At 65.1% G+C, this 21,197-nt stretch carries 16 protein-coding genes; 5 read left to right on the top strand and 11 right to left on the bottom strand.

Annotated features, from left to right (window positions below; translation table 11 throughout):
* The first annotated feature begins 11 nt into the window (after positions 1-11).
* Positions 12-2,948 (top strand): TniQ family protein, encoded by a 2,937-nt coding sequence (locus tag AC1RLU_RS20620; RefSeq protein ID WP_492797905.1) that lies wholly within the window; start codon positions 12-14, stop codon positions 2,946-2,948.
* 589 nt (positions 2,949-3,537) lie between these two features.
* Here the strand turns inward: AC1RLU_RS20620 and gyrB are convergent.
* The 10 genes from gyrB to AC1RLU_RS20570 form a co-directional block, all read right to left on the bottom strand.
* The gene (gene gyrB / locus AC1RLU_RS20615; protein ID WP_492797903.1) at positions 3,538-5,976 is read right to left on the bottom strand and encodes a DNA topoisomerase (ATP-hydrolyzing) subunit B; all 2,439 of its coding nucleotides are present in this window, start codon (positions 5,974-5,976) and stop codon (positions 3,538-3,540) included.
* A 143-nt stretch (positions 5,977-6,119) separates the two neighbouring features.
* Positions 6,120-7,958: a DNA helicase RecQ gene (gene recQ, locus AC1RLU_RS20610; RefSeq protein ID WP_492797901.1), complete on the bottom strand. Its 1,839-nt coding sequence runs from the start codon at positions 7,956-7,958 to the stop codon at positions 6,120-6,122.
* Positions 7,959-8,018: 60 nt separating this feature from the next.
* Entirely contained in the window at positions 8,019-8,372 is a 354-nt protein-coding gene (locus AC1RLU_RS20605) for a hypothetical protein (protein WP_113586144.1), read from the bottom strand.
* A gap of 6 nt (positions 8,373-8,378) precedes the next feature.
* Positions 8,379-8,993 (bottom strand): LysE family translocator, encoded by a 615-nt coding sequence (locus AC1RLU_RS20600; protein WP_492797899.1) that lies wholly within the window; start codon positions 8,991-8,993, stop codon positions 8,379-8,381.
* A gap of 76 nt (positions 8,994-9,069) precedes the next feature.
* Positions 9,070-10,197 carry a DNA replication/repair protein RecF gene (recF, locus tag AC1RLU_RS20595; RefSeq protein ID WP_492797897.1) on the bottom strand — a complete coding sequence of 376 codons (1,128 nt, stop codon included), beginning with the start codon at positions 10,195-10,197 and terminating at the stop codon, positions 9,070-9,072.
* 10 nt (positions 10,198-10,207) lie between these two features.
* Positions 10,208-11,323, bottom strand: a complete 1,116-nt coding sequence (gene dnaN, locus AC1RLU_RS20590) for a DNA polymerase III subunit beta (RefSeq protein ID WP_061970752.1) — start codon at positions 11,321-11,323, stop codon at positions 10,208-10,210.
* Between the two features lie 152 nt (positions 11,324-11,475).
* Positions 11,476-12,996, bottom strand: a complete 1,521-nt coding sequence (dnaA, locus tag AC1RLU_RS20585; protein ID WP_244512008.1) for a chromosomal replication initiator protein DnaA — start codon at positions 12,994-12,996, stop codon at positions 11,476-11,478.
* A 780-nt stretch (positions 12,997-13,776) separates the two neighbouring features.
* Positions 13,777-14,043, bottom strand: coding sequence for a 30S ribosomal protein S20 (gene rpsT / locus AC1RLU_RS20580; protein ID WP_061970750.1), 267 nt, complete (start codon positions 14,041-14,043; stop codon positions 13,777-13,779).
* 181 nt (positions 14,044-14,224) lie between these two features.
* Positions 14,225-15,208 (bottom strand): threo-3-hydroxy-L-aspartate ammonia-lyase, encoded by a 984-nt coding sequence (locus tag AC1RLU_RS20575; protein ID WP_492797895.1) that lies wholly within the window; start codon positions 15,206-15,208, stop codon positions 14,225-14,227.
* Between the two features lie 108 nt (positions 15,209-15,316).
* Positions 15,317-16,090 (bottom strand): enoyl-CoA hydratase, encoded by a 774-nt coding sequence (locus AC1RLU_RS20570; protein WP_492797894.1) that lies wholly within the window; start codon positions 16,088-16,090, stop codon positions 15,317-15,319.
* Between the two features lie 414 nt (positions 16,091-16,504).
* Between AC1RLU_RS20570 and AC1RLU_RS20565 the strand changes: the two genes are divergently transcribed.
* The 3 genes from AC1RLU_RS20565 to AC1RLU_RS20555 all read left to right on the top strand — a co-directional run bounded on the left by AC1RLU_RS20565 (position 16,505) and on the right by AC1RLU_RS20555 (position 18,902).
* On the top strand, positions 16,505-16,942 hold the full coding sequence (locus tag AC1RLU_RS20565; RefSeq protein ID WP_492797893.1) for a hypothetical protein: 438 nt from the start codon (positions 16,505-16,507) through the stop codon (positions 16,940-16,942).
* Complete coding sequence (locus tag AC1RLU_RS20560; protein ID WP_492797892.1) at positions 16,939-18,132, top strand: HlyD family secretion protein; 1,194 nt, start codon at positions 16,939-16,941, stop codon at positions 18,130-18,132. The genes AC1RLU_RS20565 and AC1RLU_RS20560 overlap by 4 nt, the downstream gene beginning before the upstream one ends.
* Positions 18,133-18,308: 176 nt before the next feature.
* Positions 18,309-18,902, top strand: a complete 594-nt coding sequence (locus AC1RLU_RS20555) for a class I SAM-dependent methyltransferase (RefSeq protein ID WP_492797891.1) — start codon at positions 18,309-18,311, stop codon at positions 18,900-18,902.
* Between the two features lie 516 nt (positions 18,903-19,418).
* Here the strand turns inward: AC1RLU_RS20555 and mutM are convergent.
* On the bottom strand, positions 19,419-20,315 hold the full coding sequence (gene mutM / locus AC1RLU_RS20550) for a bifunctional DNA-formamidopyrimidine glycosylase/DNA-(apurinic or apyrimidinic site) lyase (RefSeq protein ID WP_492797889.1): 897 nt from the start codon (positions 20,313-20,315) through the stop codon (positions 19,419-19,421).
* Between the two features lie 99 nt (positions 20,316-20,414).
* Between mutM and ubiE the strand changes: the two genes are divergently transcribed.
* The gene (gene ubiE / locus AC1RLU_RS20545) at positions 20,415-21,191 is read left to right on the top strand and encodes a bifunctional demethylmenaquinone methyltransferase/2-methoxy-6-polyprenyl-1,4-benzoquinol methylase UbiE (RefSeq protein ID WP_492797887.1); all 777 of its coding nucleotides are present in this window, start codon (positions 20,415-20,417) and stop codon (positions 21,189-21,191) included.
* Positions 21,192-21,197: the final 6 nt, after the last annotated feature.

Below are 21,197 nucleotides of genomic sequence, written 5' to 3'. Positions count from 1 at the left end.
GGGTCATCATCATGAGGATCAATTACGTCGCCGTTCATCCCATTCGCCAGGATGGAGAGCCGGCCTACGCCTATTTGATGCGTGTAGCTCAAGCCAATGGCGTAAAGCGCGTTGCGACCTTGGCGGCAAACCTCGGCTTGGAATCATATCGCCTGCATATGCGGTCTTCGCTGGCGACGATCGGGAGCGCAGGTCGCTCGGATACGGTCAGCCTCGCGCATGACACAGCCACTGATGATCGCGATATCGTCACCCTTCGAGGGGAGACGCTTAAGCGGGGTACGCAGTGGGCGTCACTTGGTGTCCGGCGCGCTTGCCCGGCATGTTACGCCGAGGACAAGCAGGCAGCCGAACCCCATAAGCGCCGGCTGCCGCGAGCATGGCACCGCACGTGGTGGGACGTGGCCGCGGTCACCGCCTGTCCAGTTCACTACTGCCGTCTCATTTCGCGCTGCCCGCAATGCTCGGAGCCGTTCGACCCGGGTCGCGGAACGATTGATCGTTGCCCCAACAACCACGAGATCAGCCGTTTTGAGTGCGTTCCCGCTGACGTTCAGGAGGTCCGGTCTTCCACGTACGTCATAGGGCGCCTGGGAGGCGGGCCGCGCATCAGTGTCCCCGCCCTCGACGACATGCCCTTGCATTGGGCAATCGAGACAATGGAGGTACTGGGATACGCCGCAACCGAGCGAAGCTTCGTCAAGCAGCACGGCGATAGCCGAGGGGCATCCAGCCAAGCGTGCGGCATCGGCCTATCTGTAGTCGAAGATATTGCAACCGCCGCTCCCGGTCTAGTTGCTGGTTTGCGGGAGGGCGCCCATTCCGTACGGGGCACGGGTAAGGAAAAGGCTTACGGTGGCTTCGACAAGTGGGCTTTTGGGCTTCCCGAAGGCGTCGTAAGGGGCCATCTCACCAAGGCGATCGAGCGGGATATGGCTTCCGCCGGTATCGGAAGAGCGTTTCGCATCGCGCCCGTGAACGGCTCGGGGATCAGTCTGTCGAAAGCAGCGCAGATGATCGGCACGAACGTCGAGTGGGTCCGACGGGTGGCGATCGAAAAGGGCTTCATTGAGCCGCGGAAGCGATGGAAGGGAGCTCCGATAACGCTTTCCGAGCAAGCCGTCGAAATTATCCGCGAGCAGAAGGACAAATGGCTCAACCTCGAAGAGACCGCGTCTCGTCTCGGCGTCGAGGTAACCAGCATGAAGCGATTGCTGGATGCGGGGCACTTGGACGGCATCGCGTCGGACAACCCGAGGGTCGAGGGTAGCGCCGGATCCGCGCTGTGGCGAATTTCGCCAGAGACGGTCGATGCCTTCATCGAGAAGCTGGCACAGACATTGGTCCCGAGTCAGAGTCCATCTTTGTCGATAATCGAGGCCAGCTTCGCCGCGTCGAAGAGTCTAACTCGTGTGGTAGGTTTGATTCTGCGGGGCCATCTTGCGGTATGCGCCGTCGACGAGGACGCCGACGGGCTCGCACAACTGAAAGTCTGCGTCGCCGACATCAGGACCGCGCTTCAGAAGGACCGTGGCGACATGCTCACGTTCCTCGAGGCGAGCGCTGAAATAGGTCTGTCGCCGGCTGTAGCGAAGGAGGTTCGCGATGCTGGATATCTGCCGGCAGTAAAAACTGGCAATCGCTACGACGTATCGAGGCAGGACGTTGACCGTTTCAACGAGCTCTACACGACGTCAGCCAAACTGGCAGAGACCTTCGGACTGCAGGGCTGGCAATCCGCTGATCAGCTGCTGAAAATGATCGGGATCAAGTCGCTAGGCGGCCGAGATTTCAAAAACAGCTTCGTCTACCACCGTGCGGAAGCCGAGGAAGCCATCCGCGGCTGGTCCGAATCGGAACACAAATCAGAGACGTACTCCGCCGGCGGATGGGTGACTGCAAAGCACGCTATCGCTCAACTGAGACTGTCAAACCCGTTCGGCATGGAATTGATGGCTTCGGGCATACTCGCGAGTGAACTCAGCGCTAGGGGGCGCCGGTTAAGCGAGGAGGACGTTGCCGCCTTCAATTCCCGCTACATATCAACGATCGAGGCGGGCGAGCTCCTGGGGTGCAGTCCTCAAAAGGCCGTTCATGCGCTGCGAGACGAGAAGCTCGTGGCAGGACCGCCAGACTATTGCAGCTACCTTTGGGAGCGAGAGTCCACGGTCGCGGTAATCGAACGCCTGCTTTCCGTGGTGGAGGAGGAGCCGGCGCGCTTCATTTTCAACGCCGAGGAGCACCTCATCGCGACCCAGATTATGGAGATCATGGGCGTAAATCGCGATACAGTCACGCTGATCCAAAAGCAGGGCCTGATCTCGGCGGTTCGAGTGAGCGGGCAGTACTATTTTTCCGTGAGCGAGGTTGCCGCTTTCCGCGAGCGCTATCTTTGTGGGAAGGACTTGGCCGAGGCGCTTGAGGCAAACACAAAAAATCCGGGCATGGCACCGATTTGGTTCGCCAAGCGGCTCGGGTTGGTGCCGGTTTTCGCCCCTCCAGCGGGAAGGATCCAGATTTTTGACCGCGTCGAGTTTGTCGAAGCGGTCCGTCAATTCGAGATCGAACGGCAGGCCGAAGAGGAAAGGCAGGCGAAGATCGCGGAGATTCCGGTTCTGACTTCGCTCGAAGCGGCTGAAAGACTGAGACTAGGGCCTCCATTCCTATCGCGCGTTGTCAAAGCCGGCCTTTTGAGTGGCGAAGAAAGGAAGCGGTGCTTCGTTTTCACGGTCGAAGAGATCGAGCGGTTCGAACGCGCTTACATTTTGGCAACCGAGGCGTCGGAATTCATCGGAAAGAAGGGCGCTATGACGGCAGTAGCCGCTCTGGCGCGGTTGGGCGTCGCGCCAGTGGTCCCGTATAAGCAGATTGGTGGCTACATCTATGATCGGGAGCGGGCTATTGAGGCGCTTGGCGGACTCGCCAGGACCGTCGGCCCGCAGCCTTAACGAGTGAGGTTGGAGGAGCGATCCAAAGTTCCTCTCGATTGTCAGGGCGCCTTCTTGCTGCGCTTTTGCTTCCGAGCCTGCGCTCGAAGTTCGCGCACACGCTGCCTGCTAGCGTCGGCCAAATCGGCCTGGCTGCGTTCGCCTTTCTGGGTGAGCGCAACCGAGACCGGCCCTTTGAGGGCCGGTTTTGTCCGTTCCGGCGATTGAGGCGGCCGATCAGTCAATTCAAAGTCCATTGATCAATTTTGATCGAGACGGCACTACCGACAACATGTGTCAGTTGGACCATCCTGCACGCTAGCGGTGGCTGACCATCTCAGCAGGCACTACGGGCACTACCGCCATCTAACCGCGCTGCCGGTAGTGCCGTCAGACTAGATCTTGCGAACACCCGACGACAAGCCAGTGATTGAGGATCGCCGCGCCGGAGCGGGCGATACCCGATCAGCCCGGGGCACTCGCGCATTCGCCAAAGGGTCCGTGCTCCACAACGCCCAACATCGATCTGAGTCGATGATCAACGTTATTTGAGTCTGGATACCCGGCCTGGGAGTCAAACTTTAGGGTGCCCCTACAGTCGTCGCGACGATCAGATGTCGACCGTCGCGTTCAGCGCGTTGGTCTGAATGAACTCGCGCCGCGGCTCGACGACATCGCCCATCAGCTTGACGAAAAGATCGTCGGCCTCGTCGTTCTGGTCGTTCTTGACGCGCAGCAGCGAGCGCACGTCGCGATCGAGCGTCGTCTCCCAGAGCTGGTCGGGGTTCATCTCGCCCAGGCCTTTGTAACGCTGCAGCGAGACGCCCTTCTTGCCGATGGCCGAGACCGCGTCGAACAGGTCGCTCGGGCCGTTGACGGTGAAGTCGTCGCCCTTGCGTGCCAGCACGCCCGGCTTGGCATAGGCTTCCTGGAGGGAGGTTGCGGCGGCATCGAGTTTGCGGGCCTCGGCGCTGGCGAGCAGGCCTGCATCGATCGTCGCCGCCTGCTTCACGCCGCGGATCATCCGCGAGAACACGAAGCCGCCCTCGCTGACCTTGCCCTCCCAGCCGCGCTCCAGCTCGTCCGAGATCGCATCGAGCCGGCGCGCGATAGTGGCGGCCGCTTCGTTGGCCTTCGCTTCGTCATCCTCGCTGATCGGATGCAGCACACCGGCGATCGCCATCTGCTCGACGATGCGACGGTCGTAGCGCGAATGCAGCTGAGCGAGCGCATTGCGGACGTTGCGGGCTTCCTCGATCAGGGCGCGGAGATCCGCGCCGCCGCGCTCGACGCCCTCGCTGGTGCGGAAAGTCGCGCCGTCGAGGGTGGAGTCGACCAGATACTGCTCCAGCGCCCGCTCGTCCTTGAGATAGACATGGCTCTTGCCGCGGGCCGCCTTGTAGAGCGGCGGCTGGGCGATGAAGAGATGGCCGGCATCGATCAATTCCGGCATCTGCCGGTAGAAGAAGGTCAGCAGCAGCGTGCGGATATGGGCGCCGTCGACGTCGGCGTCGGTCATGATGATGATCTTGTGGTAGCGCAGCTTCGCCAGGTTGAAGCCGCCCTGCTCGGCGTCCGCCCGGCCGATGCCGGCGCCCAGCGCCGTGATCAGCGTGCCGACCTGGTCCGACGAGAGCATCTTGTCGAAGCGCGCCCGCTCGACGTTGAGGATTTTGCCGCGCAGCGGCAGCACGGCCTGGTATTCGCGGGCGCGGCCCTGCTTGGCGGAGCCACCGGCCGAGTCACCCTCGACGATGAAGAGTTCGGACTTGGCGGGATCGCGCTCCTGGCAATCCGCGAGCTTGCCGGGCAGCGACGCGATATCGAGCGCGCCCTTGCGGCGGGTGAGGTCGCGGGCCTTGCGGGCGGCCTCACGGGCGGCCGCGGCTTCCGCCACCTTGCCGACGATGGTCTTGGCCTCGCCCGGATGCTCCTCGAGCCACTCCGACAGCGCCTGGTTGACGACGTTCTCGACGACCGGGCGAACCTCCGACGAGACCAGCTTGTCCTTGGTCTGCGACGAGAATTTCGGGTCGGGCACCTTGACCGAGACGATCGCGGTCAGGCCTTCGCGGCAATCGTCGCCGGTGAGCGAGACCTTCTCCTTCTTGGAGATGCCCGAGCTTTCGGCATAGCCGGTGATCTGGCGCGTCAGCGCGGCGCGGAAGCCGGCGAGATGGGTGCCGCCGTCGCGCTGCGGGATGTTGTTGGTGAAGCAGAGCACGTTCTCGTGGTAGCTGTCGTTCCACCACAGCGCGACATCGACGGTGATGCCGTCCTTCTCCGAGGTCAGCATGATCGGCTTCTCGATCACGGAGGACTTGGCGCGGTCGAGATAGCGCACGAAGGCCTCTACGCCGCCATCGTACATCAGCTCCTCGCGCACCACCTCGGCATGGCGCGCATCGGTCAGGACGATGCGCACGCCCGAGTTCAGGAAGGCGAGCTCGCGCAGGCGGTGCTCCAGCGTCTTGTAGTCGAACTCCACCATGGTGAAGGTCTCCTGCGAGGGCAGGAAGGTCACCTCGGTGCCGCGCTTGTCGCCCTGCGGGCCGACGACGGCGAGCGGCGCGACCGCGTCGCCATGGCGGAATTCCATGTAGTGCTCGTGGCCGCCGCGCCAGATGCGCAGCTTCAGCGAGACCGAGAGCGCGTTGACGACGGAGACGCCGACGCCGTGCAGACCGCCAGAGACCTTGTAGGAGTTCTGGTCGAACTTACCGCCGGCATGGAGCTGGGTCATGATGACCTCGGCCGCCGAGATGCCTTCCTCGCTGTGGATATCGGTCGGGATGCCGCGGCCATTGTCGGTCACGGTGACCGAACCCTCGGCATTCAGCGTCACCGTGACGAGGTCGGCATGGCCGGCAAGCGCCTCGTCGATCGCGTTGTCGACGACCTCGTAGACCATGTGATGCAGGCCCGAGCCGTCATCGGTGTCGCCGATATACATGCCGGGCCGCTTGCGCACCGCGTCCAGGCCCTTGAGAACCTTGATGGAATCGGCGCCGTAGTCGTCGGGCTGGGCGCTGAGGGCGGCATCGGTCATGAAGTGGTTCCTGAGCGGGCGAGCGAGCGCCCGCGATGATCCTGATTCGAAACGACAATATAGGGTGAGACGATGGCTTTTTCACGCGCCTACGCGTGCGTGCGCGTAGAGAGGCCGACGCGGCGGCAAATTCGCGTCGATGGTCAGCCCCGGAACTCCGAGATCGCCTCGACGAAGGCCTCGCCATACTGCGCGAGCTTGCGTTCGCCGACGCCTTCGATCGTCCGCATCTCGTCGAGCCCGAGCGGCCGTTCCCGCGCCATGGCGATCAGGGTCCGGTCGGTGAAGATGATATAGGCCGCGACGCCCTCCTCGCGGGCGATCTGGAGCCTGAGCTTGCGCAGATGCTCGAACAGGCCGGCCGTGCCCTCGTCGAGCCCGTCGGCGCGGGCCGCATCGCGCTCGGAGCGGCGGGAACGCTTCTCCGTGAAGGGATCGGCCCGCAGCGCGATGCTCTCGCGGCCGAACAGGATGTCCTCGCCTTTCGGCGTCAGGCAGAACCCGCCATGCTCCATGCTGGCTTCGGCCAGCGCACCGGCCGCGAAGAGCTTGCGCGTCAGCCCCATCCAGGCGGATTTGGGCTTGTCGGCGCCGACGCCGAAGGTCTTCAGGCCGTCATGGTTCTGGCGCCGGATGACCTCGGTCGTCGTGCCCGTCAGGATGTCGGCGAGATGGCCGGCGCCGAAGCGCTGGCCGGAACGGATCACGGCTGAAAGCAGTTTTCGCGCATCGAGCGTCGCGTCCTGCAGGGCTGGCGCCTCGGCGCCGCAGAGATCGCAGCGGAACGGCGCATTGCCATGCCGGCAGGGCGGCGTCTCCTCGCCGAAATAGGCGAGCAGCGCGCTGCGCCGGCAGAGCGCATTCTCGCAGAGATCGATCATCGCGTTGAGGCGCTTGTGCTCGATGCGCCGGCGCTCGTCGTCGATCTGCTTCTCGTCGATCTGGCGCCGCCTCAGCGACATGTCGTCGACGCCGTAGAGCGTCAGCGTATCCGCCGGCAGGCCGTCGCGCCCGGCACGGCCGATTTCCTGGTAATAGCCTTCGATCGAGCCGGGCATATCGGCATGGACGACGAAGCGGACGTCCGGCTTGTTGATGCCCATGCCGAAGGCGATGGTGGCGCAGACGACGACGCCGTCCTCCTGCAGGAAGACGTCCTGGTTGCGGTTGCGCGTCTCCTGTTCGAGCCCGGCATGATAGGGCAGGGCGTTCCAGCCTTTTTCGCTCAAGGCGGTTGCAAGGCGCTCGGTCTTGCTGCGCGAGGAACAGTAGACGATGCCGGAGCCGTTGCGGTGCCGGCGCAGGAAATCGTCGATCTGCCGGCGCGGCTGCTCCTTCGGCGCGAAGGCGAGCTTCAGGTTCGGCCGGTCGAAGGAATGCACCACCATATGCGGCGGCTGCGGAAACAATTGCTGGGCGATATCGGCCTGGGTCTGCCGGTCGGCGGTCGCGGTCAGCGCCGTGACGGGTACGCCGCCGAGCGCCTCGCGCGTCTTGGCGAGGAGGCGATACTCGGGCCTAAAATCATGGCCCCATTGCGAGACGCAATGCGCCTCGTCGATGGCGAGCCGGTTCACGCCGAGGCGCTTCAGTCGGGAAACCAGCCCCTCGCCGGCCAGCCGCTCGGGCGATACGAAGAGCAGCCTGAGATCGCCGGAATTCAGCCTGTCCCAGGCTTGCGCCGCCTCCTCCTCCGTATTCATCGAGTTGAGCGAGGCGGCCGGGACGCCGGCCCGGACGAGCTGGCCGACCTGGTCGCGCATCAGGGCGATGAGCGGCGAGACGACCAGCGTCAGCCCGCCCGCGACCAGCGCCGGGAGCTGGTAGCACATCGATTTGCCGGAGCCGGTCGGCATCACCGCGAAGACGTCCTCGCCATTGAGCGCGGCTGCGATCACCTCCCACTGGCCGGGGCGGAAATCGTCATAGCCCCAGACCGACTTGAGGATCGCGCGGGCGTCTGATTCGCGGGATGGCGACATGAAGAAGGGATGTGCCGCAGCCGAAGGCGCTTGGCCAGCCTTTCGCCGGATATCCTGTGCCTAGACCCGCACAGCGAGCAGATGGACCACAGCGGTCACTGCGAAAACCGCCGCGATCAGCTTCGACGGCCACGGCTTGAGGTCGAACCAGATGAATTGCAGAGCGAGCCGCAGCCCCCAGAACGCGGCGCCGACCAGCGGCAGCACGGGATGCACGCTTCCCTGCCCGGATAGCCAGATCAAGGCCGCGCCATAGGCGAGGAAGACGAAGATCAGCATCGCGTTGAGCGTCTGCGTGATCGCGGTGTTCAGGCTGCCGGAGGGCGCAAGGCGCTCCGGCCAGCCAAACAGCCGCCGGAACGCGGCGTGGAACAGCGCGAAGCCGAGATCGATGAGGCCCGCCGCCAGAGCCAAGGCCGCTCAGCTCCGGGTGGCGATCGCGGCGGCCGCGCCCGCCATCACGCCGCCGGTCGTGCGGTTGATCCAGCGCATCGCGCGCGGGCTGGCGACGAGCCGCCGTGCCCGGTCAGCGGCATAGGCATAGGCCATCAGCGTGCCCGTGATGATCGGGGCGATCAGCGCGGCGACCTCGGCGAAGGCGAGCGTGCTCATGGCGTTGAGATCGATGACCAGCGGCAGGATCGACAGGAAGAACACCATGACCTTGGGATTGCCGAGTGTCAGCGCGATGCCGCCGAGGAAGAGGCGCACCCCCTCGCCCCGCGCAGCGGCGGACGGCTTCGGCGCCTCGGCCGGGGCCGTCCAAGCCTTCCAGGCGAGATAGAGCAGATAGGCGCAGCCGGCATATTTGATCGCGACGAAGACGCCGTGGAAGCTCTGCATCAGCACGCTCAAGCCCAGCGCGGTCAGCGTGAACCAGACAAGATCGCCCATGACGATACCGGCCAGGAAGGGTAGCGAGCGCCGGAAGCCCGAGGATAGGGAGCGCGCGACCAGGGCCGCGATGGCCGGTCCGGGCGAGGCGACGGCGAGGAAATACACGCCAGCGAACAGGGCAAGGCTGGAGATGTCCATGGTCCAAGTCTCCGAGGATGGCGGAGACTAGCAGGACCAGCGGCAGGCGTCCCATCGCAAGCCGTGGCCTGACCGATCAATCGAGCGGATCGATCCGTCCCGGCGTGACCGAAAAGCGCTGCGCGCCGGCGGGCAGGTCGCCGAACAGGGCGGCGTCAGCACCGGTCATCCAGACCTGACAGCCGAGCCCCGTCAGCCCCTCATAGAGCGCAGCCCGCCGGCGCGGGTCGAGATGGGCGGCGATCTCGTCGAGCAGGACGAGCGGCGCGATGCCGCTCATCGCCGCGACCAGCCTGGCATGGGCGAGCACAAGCCCGATCAGCAGAGCCTTCTGTTCGCCGGTCGAGCCCTGGCCTGCGGGGATGTCCTTCGGTCCGTGCCGGACTTCGAGATCGGAGGCTTGCGGCCCCGTAAGCGTGCGCCCGGCCGCCTTGTCGCGATGGCGGCCTTGGCGCAGCAGGTCGCGATAGGCGTCCTCGGCATCGACGGCCGGCAGGCGGGCGACCAGCGCATCGATCTCGCCGGAGAGCGCGATATCGGCGAAGGGGAAAGGCGAGGCCTCGTCGCGCGTCTCGGCGATGATGGCGGAGAGCCGGGCCACCGTCTCGGCTCGCGCGGCCGCGACCGCGACGCCGAGCTCAGCGACCTCGCGCTCGACCGCGTCGAGCCACTGGCCCTGGCCGGGGCTTTCCTCGAGGATGCGATTGCGTGAGCGCAGCGCCCGCTCCAGCGCGTTCGAGCGGGTGGCGTGGCTCGGATCGATCGCCAGCACGAGCCGGTCGAGGAAGCGGCGCCGGTCGCCGGCAGCGCCCCGGAACAGCCCGTCGAGATCGGGCGTCAGCCAGACCACGCGGAGGTAGTCGCTGAAAGCGAGCGCCGAGCCGACATTGGCCCCGTCGATCCGGGCGAGACGCGGCCTACGCCCCTCCGCATCGAGTGCGCCGAGCCCGATGCCGAGCCGGCCCGCGTCGTCAGCCAAGGTGACGGAGGCGGCGAAGGAGCCGTCGCCGCCTTGCCGTGCCATCGCCGTGATCTCGGCGCGGCGCAGGCCCCGCCCCGGCGTGAACAGCGAGAGCGCTTCGAGGATATTGGTCTTGCCGGCTCCGTTCTCGCCTGCGAGCGCAACGATTTGGCCCTCGACCGGGAGATCGAGGGCCTCGTAGGAACGGAAATCCTGCAGGATCAGGCGCGCGACGGCGGCCATGAGCCAGCTGCTAGACGCGCATCGGCATCAGCACATAGAGCGCGGAGGCCCCTTCGCGGTCCTGGATCACCGTCGGCGAACCGGGATCGGCGAGCTTGAGCAGGGCGGTGTCGCCGTCAAGCTGGGCGGCGATGTCCATCAGGTAGCGGGCGTTGAAGCCGATATCGAGCGGGCTCGCTTCGTAATCGACCTCGATCTCCTCGGTCGCCGAGCCGGAATCCGGGTTGGTGACGGAAAGCGTCATACGTCCCTCGGCCATCGAGAGCTTCACGGCGCGGCCGCGTTCGGACGAAATCGTCGAGACGCGGTCGACAGAAGCGGCGAAATCACCCCTGTCGACGGTGAGGCGCTTGTCGTTGCCGCTGGGGATGACGCGCTGGTAGTCCGGGAAGGTGCCGTCGATCAGCTTGGAGGTCAGTACGACGTCGGCGGTTGCGACGCGGATCTTCGAGCCGGACAGCTCGACCGCGACCTCGCTCTCGCCGTCTTCCAGCAGCTTCTGGATCTCGGCCACGGCCTTGCGCGGCACGATCACGCCGGGCATGCCGACCGAGCCCTGCGGGGCGGCGGTGTCGACGCGGGCGAGACGGTGACCGTCGGTCGCGACCGCACGCAGGACGGGGCGGCCGTCGACATCGATGGTGTGGAGATAGATGCCGTTGAGGTAGTAGCGCGTCTCCTCGGTCGAGATCGCGAACTGGGTCTTGTCGATCAGGCGCTTCAGCTCGCCGGCCGGCAGCACGAAGCGATGGGCCATGTCGCCGGCGGTGATATCCGGGAAATCGCTTTCCGGCAGGGTCTGGAGCTGGAAGCGCGAGCGGCCCGAGCGCAGCACGAGGCCGCTATCGCCGGTGGTCTCCAGCGAGACCTGCGCGCCATCGGGCAGCTTGCGGACGATGTCGTAGAGGGTATGCGCCGGAACGGTCGTGGCGCCGGGCTCGGGCGCGTCCGCCGCGATCGTCTCCACCACCTCGATATCGAGATCGGTCGCCTTCAGCCGCAGGCCGCTCTCGGAGGCCGAGAGCAGCAGGTTCGACAGGATCGGGATCGTGTTGCGGCGCTCCACCACGCGATGGACGTGACTGAGCGACTTGAGCAGCGTGGAACGTTCGACCGTGACCTTCATGATTGTCTAGTCTTCTGGCGCTGGTCGCCCGCGCGCGGACGCGCGAGCCGAATGAATGGCCAGCGACATTGCAGGACACCGGGCGGGGGCGCAAGGCCTGCCCGCCCGGGCAACCACAACCATTTCACGGGCGTGGCGAACGCTTTCCAGGCTTACTCCTGCAGCATGCGCTTCAGCAGATCGACCTCGTCATGCAGCGAGCGATCCTCGCTGATCGCCTTCTCGATCTTCCGCACGGCGTGCAGCACCGTCGTGTGGTCGCGCCCGCCGAAGCGGCGGCCGATTTCGGGCAGGGAGCGGGGTGTCAGCGCCTTCGACAGATACATCGCGATCTGGCGCGGCTTGACCACGGCCGCCGTGCGGCGCTCCGAGAGGATGTCGGCGCGGCTGACATTGTAGCGCGTCGCGACGAGCTTCTGGATGTCCTCGATCTTGACCCGGCGCGGCTCGCGGGTGCGGACGAGATCGCGGATCGCCGCTTCCGCCGTCTCCAGCGTCACGAGCTGGCCGGACAGCGTGGCATGGGCGAGCAGGCGGTTGGCGGCGCCGTCGAGGTCGCGGCCATTGGTCGCGACGACGCGCGAGACATAGGCGACGACGTCCGGGCTGACCCGGAAGTTCGGGTGGGTCGCCTGCAGCGCCTCCAGTCGGCTGGACAGGATCGTGGCGCGCAGGGTCTCGTCGAGTTCTCCGACTTCGACCACCAGGCCGCCGCCGAGCCGCGAGCGGATGCGTTCGTCGAGCGCTTCGAGCTCTCCGGCGAGGCGGTCGCCGGCGACGACGATCTGCTTGCCGGCATCGAGCAGGGCGTTGATCGTGTGGCCGAACTCCTGCTGGATCGACTTGCCCTGGATGAACTGCACGTCGTCGACGATGAGCAGGTCGATGCCGCGCAGCTTCTCCTTGAAAGCGAGCGCCGTCTGCGACTTCAGCGCCGCGACGAAGCCGTACATGAAGCGATCGGCGGTGAAATACGCGACGCGCTTGCCCTGGCGGCGCGCATCCTGCGCGATCGCCTGCAGGAGATGCGTCTTGCCGAGGCCGACGCCGGCATGAAGGTAGAGCGGGTTATAGGGGCTCTGGCCTGCGGGCGCAGCCGCAATGCGCTCGGCCGCGGCGAAGGCGAGCTGGTTCGACTTGCCGACGACGAAGCTCTGGAAGCTCATGCGCCGGTCGAGCCCGGTGCCGCAGGCATCGACGAGGTCGCTTTCGCCGGCCTGGGACAGGCTGACAGTGGCAGGGCGGCCGGCTTCGGCCGGCGTGGGGCTCGCTACCGTTGCCGGGCGGCTGCGCAGGGCTTCGATCTGCGGCTGGGCGGCCGGGTCGCGCGAGACGGTGCGGACCGAGAGCAGCACGCCGTTCGGGGCCGGCAGCTCGGCGATGCAGTTCACCCGCAGGCGCTCGGTATAATGCGCCTCGAGCCAGCTCTTCAGGAAGCGGGTGGGGACGGTGAGATAGGCCACGCCCTCGACGATCCCCGCGATCTCCAGCCGGCCGAACCAGCTCGAGAAGACATCCTCGCCGAGCTCCGCCCGCAGGCGCCGGCGCACACGCTCCCATGCGTCCTGAATCGATGCCTCCTCCACCCGGATGACGGCGGTCTCTTCCGCAGCGATCGTCACCACCACCGGCGTCGTCTCGACCATGTCCCCGAAATCCTGCCGCTCGAACATCAATGGCCCCGTTCTTTGAAAATGTGCGCAGCTGGGGTTCGGCGGTCGCTTCCTGGCCACCGTCCCGGCGCTGCTGTCTGGTCAAAATGGTTCCGGTCCCGGCGGGCGCATGACGCCGCGGCAGGCTCCGGTCCCGCTTGTGGTGATTACGCTTGGAAGGCTCGCCGAGAGACGACGCCACCCTTCATCTCGATCAAGAAAGACAAAGGGTCACATCCTCCAACCTCCATGGTCGCGAGCCAAAACGCTGATCATCTCTGGAAATCCCGTGGCAGTCATTGCTGTCCGCCCGGCGATGAGGGGACCTTACAAGGCGCCCTCGACGGGCTGCAACACCCCTTTCAGCCGGCTTCCGAGACTCGTCGTGCGGCGGCTGTTCGTGACCATGGGGCAGACCGCCGCAATTGGTTGGGGAACTTAAGATTTTCTTCACGGTCCCCCTTTCGGGGGCGGCCGAATCTTTTTTTGCGCGCCCCCGGAAAGCCTGCCACAGAGTCGCCGTGATTCCGTCTTCCAAAATCCTTTGCCTGCTAAGATGATGAAAAATCACATCTTTTTATGAGCGGCCAAGCCGGGCTCGGAGCCCGGCTTCGCGCCCTGAACGGCGCCCGAGAGTCAAGTCGGCAAAGCCGTGGAAAGCTTGGGAAAATAGCTTGAAGGCAGCTTTGTTTTGTTCCTCGGAAGGTTGTGGCGGGGCTGCCACAGAGACCTTGAAGCCAACGAAAAAGCCCGGCCTTGCGGCCGGGCTTTTTGATCGTCGAAACGCTAAAGACGTTTGGCTCAGGAAGCCAGGGCGCCGATGCGATGAGCGAGGCGCGAGACCTTGCGCGAGGCGGTGTTCTTGTGAACCACGCCCTTCTGCGCGGCGCGCATGATTTCCGGCTGGGCGGCCTTCAGGGCCTCGGCAGCGCTGGCCTTGTCGCCGGAGGCGATCGCCTCCTCGACCTTGCGCAGGAAGGTGCGCATCCGCGAGCGGCGCGCCTTGTTGACCTCGGTGCGGCGAGCGATCTTGCGCGTAGCCTTCTTGGCCGACGTCGTATTGGCCATCGAAACGTCCTCGTCTCTTCATCGCGACCGGTCGCCTGGCGTCATTGCCGGCGGGGCTGGCCGCATCCTTGCTGGAAAAACGTGCGCGGCGGCCGAGCTTGCGCGGGCCGCCGCGAGTGGTGGGGCTATAGTCGCTTGCCGGCGCTACGTCAACGCCGGAATCGTCGCAAGCCTGCCGATCTCAGGCGGACGGCGCGATGAAGGCCGCGAAACTCGCCAGATCGACATTGCCGCCGGAGAGGATGATGCCGACCCGCTTGCCGGCGACCGGCACGGCGCCGGTGAAGGCGGCCGCCGCCGCGAGGCAGCCGGTCGGCTCGACCACGAGCTTCATCCGCTCGGCGAAGAAGCGCATCGCGTCGACGAGCGCTGCGTCGCTGACGGTGACGATATCCTCGACCTCGCGCTGGATGATCGGGAAGGTCAGGTCGCCGAGGAAGGCGGTCTGTGCCCCATCGGCGATCGTCTTGGGCACGCCGATCGCGACGATCTCGCCCTTGCGCAGCGATTGCTGGCCGTCATTGCCGGCTTCCGGCTCGACGCCGAAGACACGGCAGCCCGGGTTCAGCGCCTTCGCGGTCAGCGCCGCGCCGGCGAGCAGGCCGCCGCCGCCGAGCGGCACGAGCAGGATGTCGAGCGGGCCGGCATCCTCGATCAGCTCCTTGGTCGCGGTGCCCTGGCCGGCGATGACATGCGGATGGTCGTAAGGCGGGATGATCGTCAGCCCGCGCTCGGCGGAGAGCTTGTTGCCGATCTCGAGCCGGTTCTCCTTATAGCGGTCATAGCGCACGATCTGCCCGCCATAGCCTTCGGTCGCCGCGACCTTCGCGGCCGGCGCATCGTTGGGCATGATGATCGTGGTCGGCACGCCCAGAAGCTGGCCGGCATAGGCGATGGCCTGGGCATGATTGCCGGAGGAATAGGTGACGACGCCGGCCTTCTTCTGCTCGGCCGAGAGCGAGGCGATCGCATTATAGCCGCCGCGGAACTTGAAGGCGCCCATGCGCTGCAAATTCTCGGGCTTGAAGACGAGGCTGGCTTGCGTCCGCCGGTTGGCGGTGGCCGAGCTCATCGCCGGCGTGTGATGGGCGATGCCCTTGAGCCGCCCTGCCGCGGCCTCGACATCGGCATAGGTCGGGAGGGACGGTCCGGCTTGGGCGTTCATCGCGGGAATTCCTGCTGGCGAAAGACGGGAGCTATCTGCCAGCAGGAGCGTCGTTTCATCAAGGCGGCGGGACTCGACGCCGCCATGCGGCAGGTGAGGGCCGGCCGCTCAGGCATTCTTGAAATCGGGCTTCCGCTTCTCGGCGAAGGCGGACATGCCCTCCTTCTGGTCGGCCGTCGCGAAAAGCGAGGAGAAGACGCGGCGCTCGAAGCGCAGGCCTTCCTGCAGTGTCACCTCGAAGGCGCGCTCGACCGATTCCTTCGCCATCAGCACGGAAGGCAGCGACTTCGCCGCAATCGCCTCGGCCGCCTTCAGCGTCTCGGTCATGAGGTCGGCCAGCGGCACGACGCGGGCGACGAGGCCGGAGCGCTCGGCCTCCTCGGCGCCCATCATGCGGCCGGTCAGGCACAGGTCCATCGCCTTGGCCTTGCCGACCGCCTTGGTCAGGCGCTGCGTGCCGCCGGCGCCGGGGATGACGCCGAGATTGATCTCGGGCTGGCCGAACTTGGCGTTGTCCGCGGCGATGATGAAGTCGCACATCATGGCGAGCTCGCAGCCGCCGCCGAGCGCGAAGCCCGCGACCGCGGCGACGATCGGCTTGCGGCGCCGGCCGATCCGGTCCCAGTCCTCGAACTTGTCGTCGAGATAGGTGCCGGGGAAGGTCCGGCTCTGCATTTCCTTAATGTCGGCGCCGGCGGCGAAGGCCTTCTCCGAGCCGGTGAGGACGACGCAGCCGATGCCGGCATCTTTCTCGAAACCGTCGAGCGCCTGGTTGATCTCGCCGATGAGCTGGCCGTTCAGCGCGTTCAGCGCCTGCGGGCGGTTGAGCGTGATCAGCCCGACCCTGCCCTTCGTCTCGACGAGAATGGTCTCATAAGCCATGGCGGCCTCCCGGATGCTCCTGTGCCGCCAGCTTTAGCGGGCGGCGGGAGAGCGGTCCATGCGCGTCGCACGCATCCGCGCATTCGCGCTGCCTCCCCGCCGCCGCCTGTCGTCATGGTCGGGCTTGTCCAGGCCATCTCGTGATCGTTTGCCCTTTGTCAGGCATTCACATGGCGAAACGCCGCGAGACCCTTCATCCGTCCCGACTACGCCGAGAACCCTTCTCCCGCAGGGGGAGAAGGGTTCTCGGGATGAGGTGGAACGAGGATAAAGGTGGTATGAAGGGCGGGAATTATTTTCCGGGCAATGTCGGCTGACGGCCCATTCCCGACATGTCCTAACGCGCTTACAATTCGCAGTTCGTATACGAACGCCTGATAGGCTGCCGCGTATTGCTTGCTAAGGGATTGTTTTATGGCGACAGAAGCCAGTCTCGGGCACTCAAGCCCATCCTGGTTCACCGCTCCAGGCGAGACCGACATGTTGGCGTGGGTGGCTTTGGCACTCATCTGCCTCGCGCTGTACGGGATCGTGACACTCTATGCTGCGTTCGACCGCTGGGCCGAACACAGCTCGAAGGGCACCCCGCTTGCAAAGACAATCCCGACATTGTTGGCAATCGCCCTGCTCTACGAAGTCTTTCCGCTCGAGCATTTCCACGTTTTCCTTCCGCTGAGCGCAATCCTTATCGCCCTGATGGCGGACTGGTCGCGCTTCCACGTTCCGCGAATTCACGAAGGTGAAGGCGCGGGCGAAGAGCACGCCGTCGTCTCGCCGGTGGCCGTCGGAGCGGGATCCCCGGAGGTTGCGGTCGTTGCCGGCCCTGCCCCGGCCGAAGGGGGGCAGAAATGATCGAGCTCCTTCTGACCTCCTTTCCGGCGATTTTCCGCTACTACCAGTTGAAGCGTCGTGGCGAAGCCATGACCGTTTGGAACATGCGCACGGCGGTGTTCCTGTGGGCCTTCCTCGCATTCTCCCTGTTCGTCACGATCTTCTATTTCCATCCGAAGTCCTATTCCGGTCTCCTGCCTTACCGCACCGTATCGATCGTCGCGCAGACGAGCGGCCCGGTCACGGAGGTCGCCGTCAGGAACATGCAGAGGGTCTCTGTCGGCGATCTGCTTTTCCGGATCGAGAACAACACCCAGAAGGCGGCGCTGAAGCAGGCGGAGGCCGAATTCGACAAGATCACGGCCGCCGCGGCCAAAGCCTCTGACACTCTGAAGGTTGCGGAGGCGAGCGTGGCCGTATCGAGCGCTTCGCTGGACAAACTGAAAGGCGACCTCGAAAACGCGCAGGCTCTGGTCGCCAGGAACTCCGGCACAAGGGAAGCCGTGCGCCTGGCGGAGTCTTCCTTCGCGATCGGCGAGGCCAATCTGGCGTCGGCGCAGGCACAACAAAGCCTGGCCCAGGCCGAGATTTCCCAAACCATCCCGGCGCAGCGAAAAGCTGCCGAGGCCGCTCTGGAAAGCGCCAAGGTTGCGTTGGGGATGACCGAGGTGCGCTCGTTCACCGATGGCGTCGTGACCCAATTGGCCATGAGCACGGGAAGCCCCGCGTCCACGCTGATATTGAGCCCCGCGATGGTGATCATTCCCGACCGCCCGAGCGATCTTCCGCTGAGAATCACGGCGGGCTTTCCCCAGGTCGCGCGTTCAGCCCTCTACGAAGGGATGCCTGCGGAAATTTCCTGCGACACCAATATCGGCCTGAGCTTCAGCAACACGGTCCTCCCTGCACGGGTCCGCCACATTCAGCCGGCGATAGCGACCGGCCAGATCGTGCCGGGAGGGCAACTGATCGATCTCAGCCAGCGAGTCTCGCGCGGATCGCTTCTGGTCTATCTGGAGCTTGAGCATAAGGACCAAGAGAAGATCATGGTCGACGGTACCGGCTGTATCGTTCAGACCTACACCAACGATCTCGGCGGATTCACGGGGCACCTGATCGCGGCCACGGGCGTGGTCAAGGCTGTCGGCTTGCGCTTGAAGGTGTGGGGCGCACTGATCGCCGGAATCGGCCTGGCCGGAGGCAGCCATTAACCAACGTCGCGTCGACGCGGGCGTTGGCTGGTGCATTGCCGGGCGGACGCCAATTCGGCTGCCGACCCGTTGCGGACATCGTAGCAGAGGCTACTCTGTGTGAGGCGACGTTTTGACCCGAGGCCGTTGTGGATTGGCAAACTTGGCACGGCAAATACGACACTCCCCACTCACGGATGGCCGAGCGACTGCGGACTGTTCAAGCTCAAATCGACCTTGCTCTCAACCGCTGCGATCCGGGTCCGATCCGCGTAATCAGCCTATGCGCAGGCCAAGGCCGGGATTTGCTCGAGGTTCTGCAGGGGCATCCGCGCCGGAATGACGTTCAGGCCCGCCTTGTCGAGCTGGACCGTCGAAATACGGAGTTTGCCGAGCGGCTCGCCTTCTCCAGCGGGCTTCATCAGATCGAGGTCATGACCGCTGACGCTTCGATCAGCGATCATTATCGCGGCATGACGCCAGCGCATCTCGTGCTGATCTGCGGCGTGTTCGGCAACATCCATGATGGTGATATCGAGCGCACGATCGACCACTGTCCGCAACTGTGCGCAACCGGTGGGCGCGTTATCTGGACCCGCCACCGCCGAAAGCCGGATCGGGTGCCCATGATTTGCCGACGGTTCGAAGGGCTAAACTTCGAACAACATTGGCTATCTGCCTCCGAGACAGAGTTGGCAGTCGGGGTCCACCAGTTTCGGGGAAAACCTTCCCCTCTCGCGCTGGGCGAACGCATGTTCACGTTTGTCGGTTACGACAAGTTGATATCGTGAGCTCAGGGGTGCCTCGGAGATGAGGTCCTCGGAGAAGGGGTAAGCGCTGCGATCGATTTCCGCTCCCGACCCATAGCGGGAATTGTCGCGACGCTGAATTCGGGCCATCGTGAGCCATCGAATTCGGGGGCTCCTTTGAGGCTTGGCATCAACCTTCGCGGCGACCTTGCCAAGTTGACCGACGAGCAGCTAGCCGCTCACCTGGATAAAAGTATCGCACATCGCGAGGAACTTGCCCCGCGTGCAGGAGACCGTGCCAACCGGTGGATATACAACGGCGGCGCCGGGATGCCGTTCGGCAGAGGCTTGCTGCACGCTCGAATTTTTTATCGCCTCATGGGCTTCTGGTACGACGGTCCTCTGAACCGACGCTCCCTAGGCGACCTTTATGTTCTGGATTGTGAGATTAAGGACATCATGGACGAATTGAAGCGACGAGTTCGTATGAGGCGGACGCGGGGGCTCGGCTGAAGTTTCCTGCTTTGCCGCTCCCGACCCTAAGCGGAGATCGGACCGCTAGCGAACGGCCCGCTTCTGGCAGCTCTCGCAATAGAACGTCGAGCGTCCCGACTGCACCAGACGCTTCACCAGCTTGCCGCAGCCGGACGTGACGCAGGTCTCGCCCTCGCGGTCATAGACCTTGAAGCGGTGCTGGAAATAGCCGAGCGAGCCGTCGGCATGGGCGAAGTCGCGCAGCGTCGAGCCGCCGGCTGCGACCGCTTCCTCCAGCACTTCGCGAATGATGCGGGCGAGCTCATGGGCCTTCTCGCGCGGCCGGCCGGTCGGCGTCGCGATCGTTCCGGCTTCAGCTTCCGGGTGGAGCCCGGCCCGGAACAGAGCCTCGCAGACATAGATATTGCCGAGGCCCGCCACGAGCCGCTGGTCGAGCAGCGCGGCCTTCAGGGGCGCGAACTTGCCCGCGAACAGCTTCGCCAGCGTCTCGCCGGAGAGTTCGTTGCCGAGCGGCTCGATGCCCATGCCTGCGAAATGCTTCGACGTGGCCAGTTCGGCGCGCGGCACGAGGTCCATGAAGCCGAAGCGGCGCACGTCGTTATAGGTGACGCGCGCGCCGGTCCCCATCTCGAACACGACATGGTCATGGATCAGGTGCCGGCCGATCTCATTATAATAGGAGCCGGGCTCGGTCGGTGGCGTTCCGGGCGCCTCGACGATGAAGCGCCCGCTCATGCCCAGATGCATCACGAGCGCCGCGCCGTCGTCGAGATCGGCGATCAGATATTTCGCCCGGCGCGACAGGGCGTCGATCCGCCGCCCGGTCAGCCGCTCGGCGAAGCGCTCGGGCAGGGGGAAGCGCAGATCCGGCCGGCGCAACTCGACGCGTTGGAAGCGCTCGCCCAGCATGGCGGGCTCCAGCCCGCGCCGGACGGTTTCGACCTCGGGTAGCTCCGGCATATCAACGACCTTCGTAAAGCCTGCGTCGAGACGGGCCGCGACAAGCCCGCAACCTTTGGCTATTCATCGCTTCAGCCAAACACAAGAGCGGCCAGAAACGTGACAGCAGCCCAGAATACCGGACCCGGGGACACCACCCATTTCGGCTTCGAGACGGTGAAGCTCGCCGAGAAGCAGGCCAAGGTCGACGACGTCTTCCACAAGGTCGCCAACCGCTACGACTTGATGAACGATCTGATGTCGGGCGGGCTGCACCGGGCCTGGAAGAGCGCGCTGCTGACCGCGATCAATCCTGCGAAGGATTGCCCCTTCCATCATCTCGACGTGGCCGGCGGCACGGGCGATGTCGCCTTCTCGGTGCTGGAGGCCGGCGGACCTGAGACTGATGTCACCGTGCTCGACATCAATGCCGACATGCTGCGCGTCGGGCGCGAGCGCGCCGATAAGCGCTTCCCGGACAATGATCGCATCCGCTTCGTCCAGGGCAATGCCGAAGAGCTCGGCCTGCCCGACAATCATTTCGACTGCTACACCATCGCCTTTGGCATCCGGAACGTGCCGCGCATCGACAAGGCGCTGGCCGAGGCCTATCGCGTGCTGAAGCGCGGCGGGCGCTTCCTCTGCCTCGAATTCAGCCATGTCGACGTCCCCCTGCTCGACAAGGTCTACGAGAGCTATTCCTTCAAGGTCATCCCGCCGATGGGCCGCATGGTCACCGGCGAGGCCGAGCCCTACCAGTATCTCGTCGAATCGATCCGCAAGTTCCCGAAGCCGCAGGCTTTCGCCAACATGATCGAGGATGCCGGCTTCCGCCGCGCGAAGTTCACGCCGATGACCGGCGGCGTCGTGGCGCTGCATTCCGGCTGGAAGCTGTGATGCTGG

It is taken from the genome of Allobosea sp. GW822-FHT05A11 (genome assembly GCF_058800455.1).
This window is presented reverse-complemented; position numbering and strand designations above follow the sequence as displayed.

Bases quoted from the DNA above. Each gene is read 5' to 3' on its own strand.
- AC1RLU_RS20620 (WP_492797905.1), top strand. From the start codon at position 12: ATGAGGATCAATTACGTCGCCGTTCATCCCATTCGCCAGGATGGAGAG.
- gyrB (WP_492797903.1), bottom strand. From the start codon at position 5,976: ATGACCGATGCCGCCCTCAGCGCCCAGCCCGACGACTACGGCGCCGAT.
- recQ (WP_492797901.1), bottom strand. From the start codon at position 7,958: ATGTCGCCATCCCGCGAATCAGACGCCCGCGCGATCCTCAAGTCGGTC.
- AC1RLU_RS20600 (WP_492797899.1), bottom strand. From the start codon at position 8,993: ATGGACATCTCCAGCCTTGCCCTGTTCGCTGGCGTGTATTTCCTCGCC.
- recF (WP_492797897.1), bottom strand. From the start codon at position 10,197: ATGGCCGCCGTCGCGCGCCTGATCCTGCAGGATTTCCGTTCCTACGAG.
- dnaN (WP_061970752.1), bottom strand. From the start codon at position 11,323: ATGAAGGTCACGGTCGAACGTTCCACGCTGCTCAAGTCGCTCAGTCAC.
- dnaA (WP_244512008.1), bottom strand. From the start codon at position 12,996: ATGTTCGAGCGGCAGGATTTCGGGGACATGGTCGAGACGACGCCGGTG.
- rpsT (WP_061970750.1), bottom strand. From the start codon at position 14,043: ATGGCCAATACGACGTCGGCCAAGAAGGCTACGCGCAAGATCGCTCGC.
- AC1RLU_RS20575 (WP_492797895.1), bottom strand. From the start codon at position 15,208: ATGAACGCCCAAGCCGGACCGTCCCTCCCGACCTATGCCGATGTCGAG.
- AC1RLU_RS20570 (WP_492797894.1), bottom strand. From the start codon at position 16,090: ATGGCTTATGAGACCATTCTCGTCGAGACGAAGGGCAGGGTCGGGCTG.
- AC1RLU_RS20565 (WP_492797893.1), top strand. From the start codon at position 16,505: ATGGCGACAGAAGCCAGTCTCGGGCACTCAAGCCCATCCTGGTTCACC.
- AC1RLU_RS20560 (WP_492797892.1), top strand. From the start codon at position 16,939: ATGATCGAGCTCCTTCTGACCTCCTTTCCGGCGATTTTCCGCTACTAC.
- AC1RLU_RS20555 (WP_492797891.1), top strand. From the start codon at position 18,309: ATGGCCGAGCGACTGCGGACTGTTCAAGCTCAAATCGACCTTGCTCTC.
- mutM (WP_492797889.1), bottom strand. From the start codon at position 20,315: ATGCCGGAGCTACCCGAGGTCGAAACCGTCCGGCGCGGGCTGGAGCCC.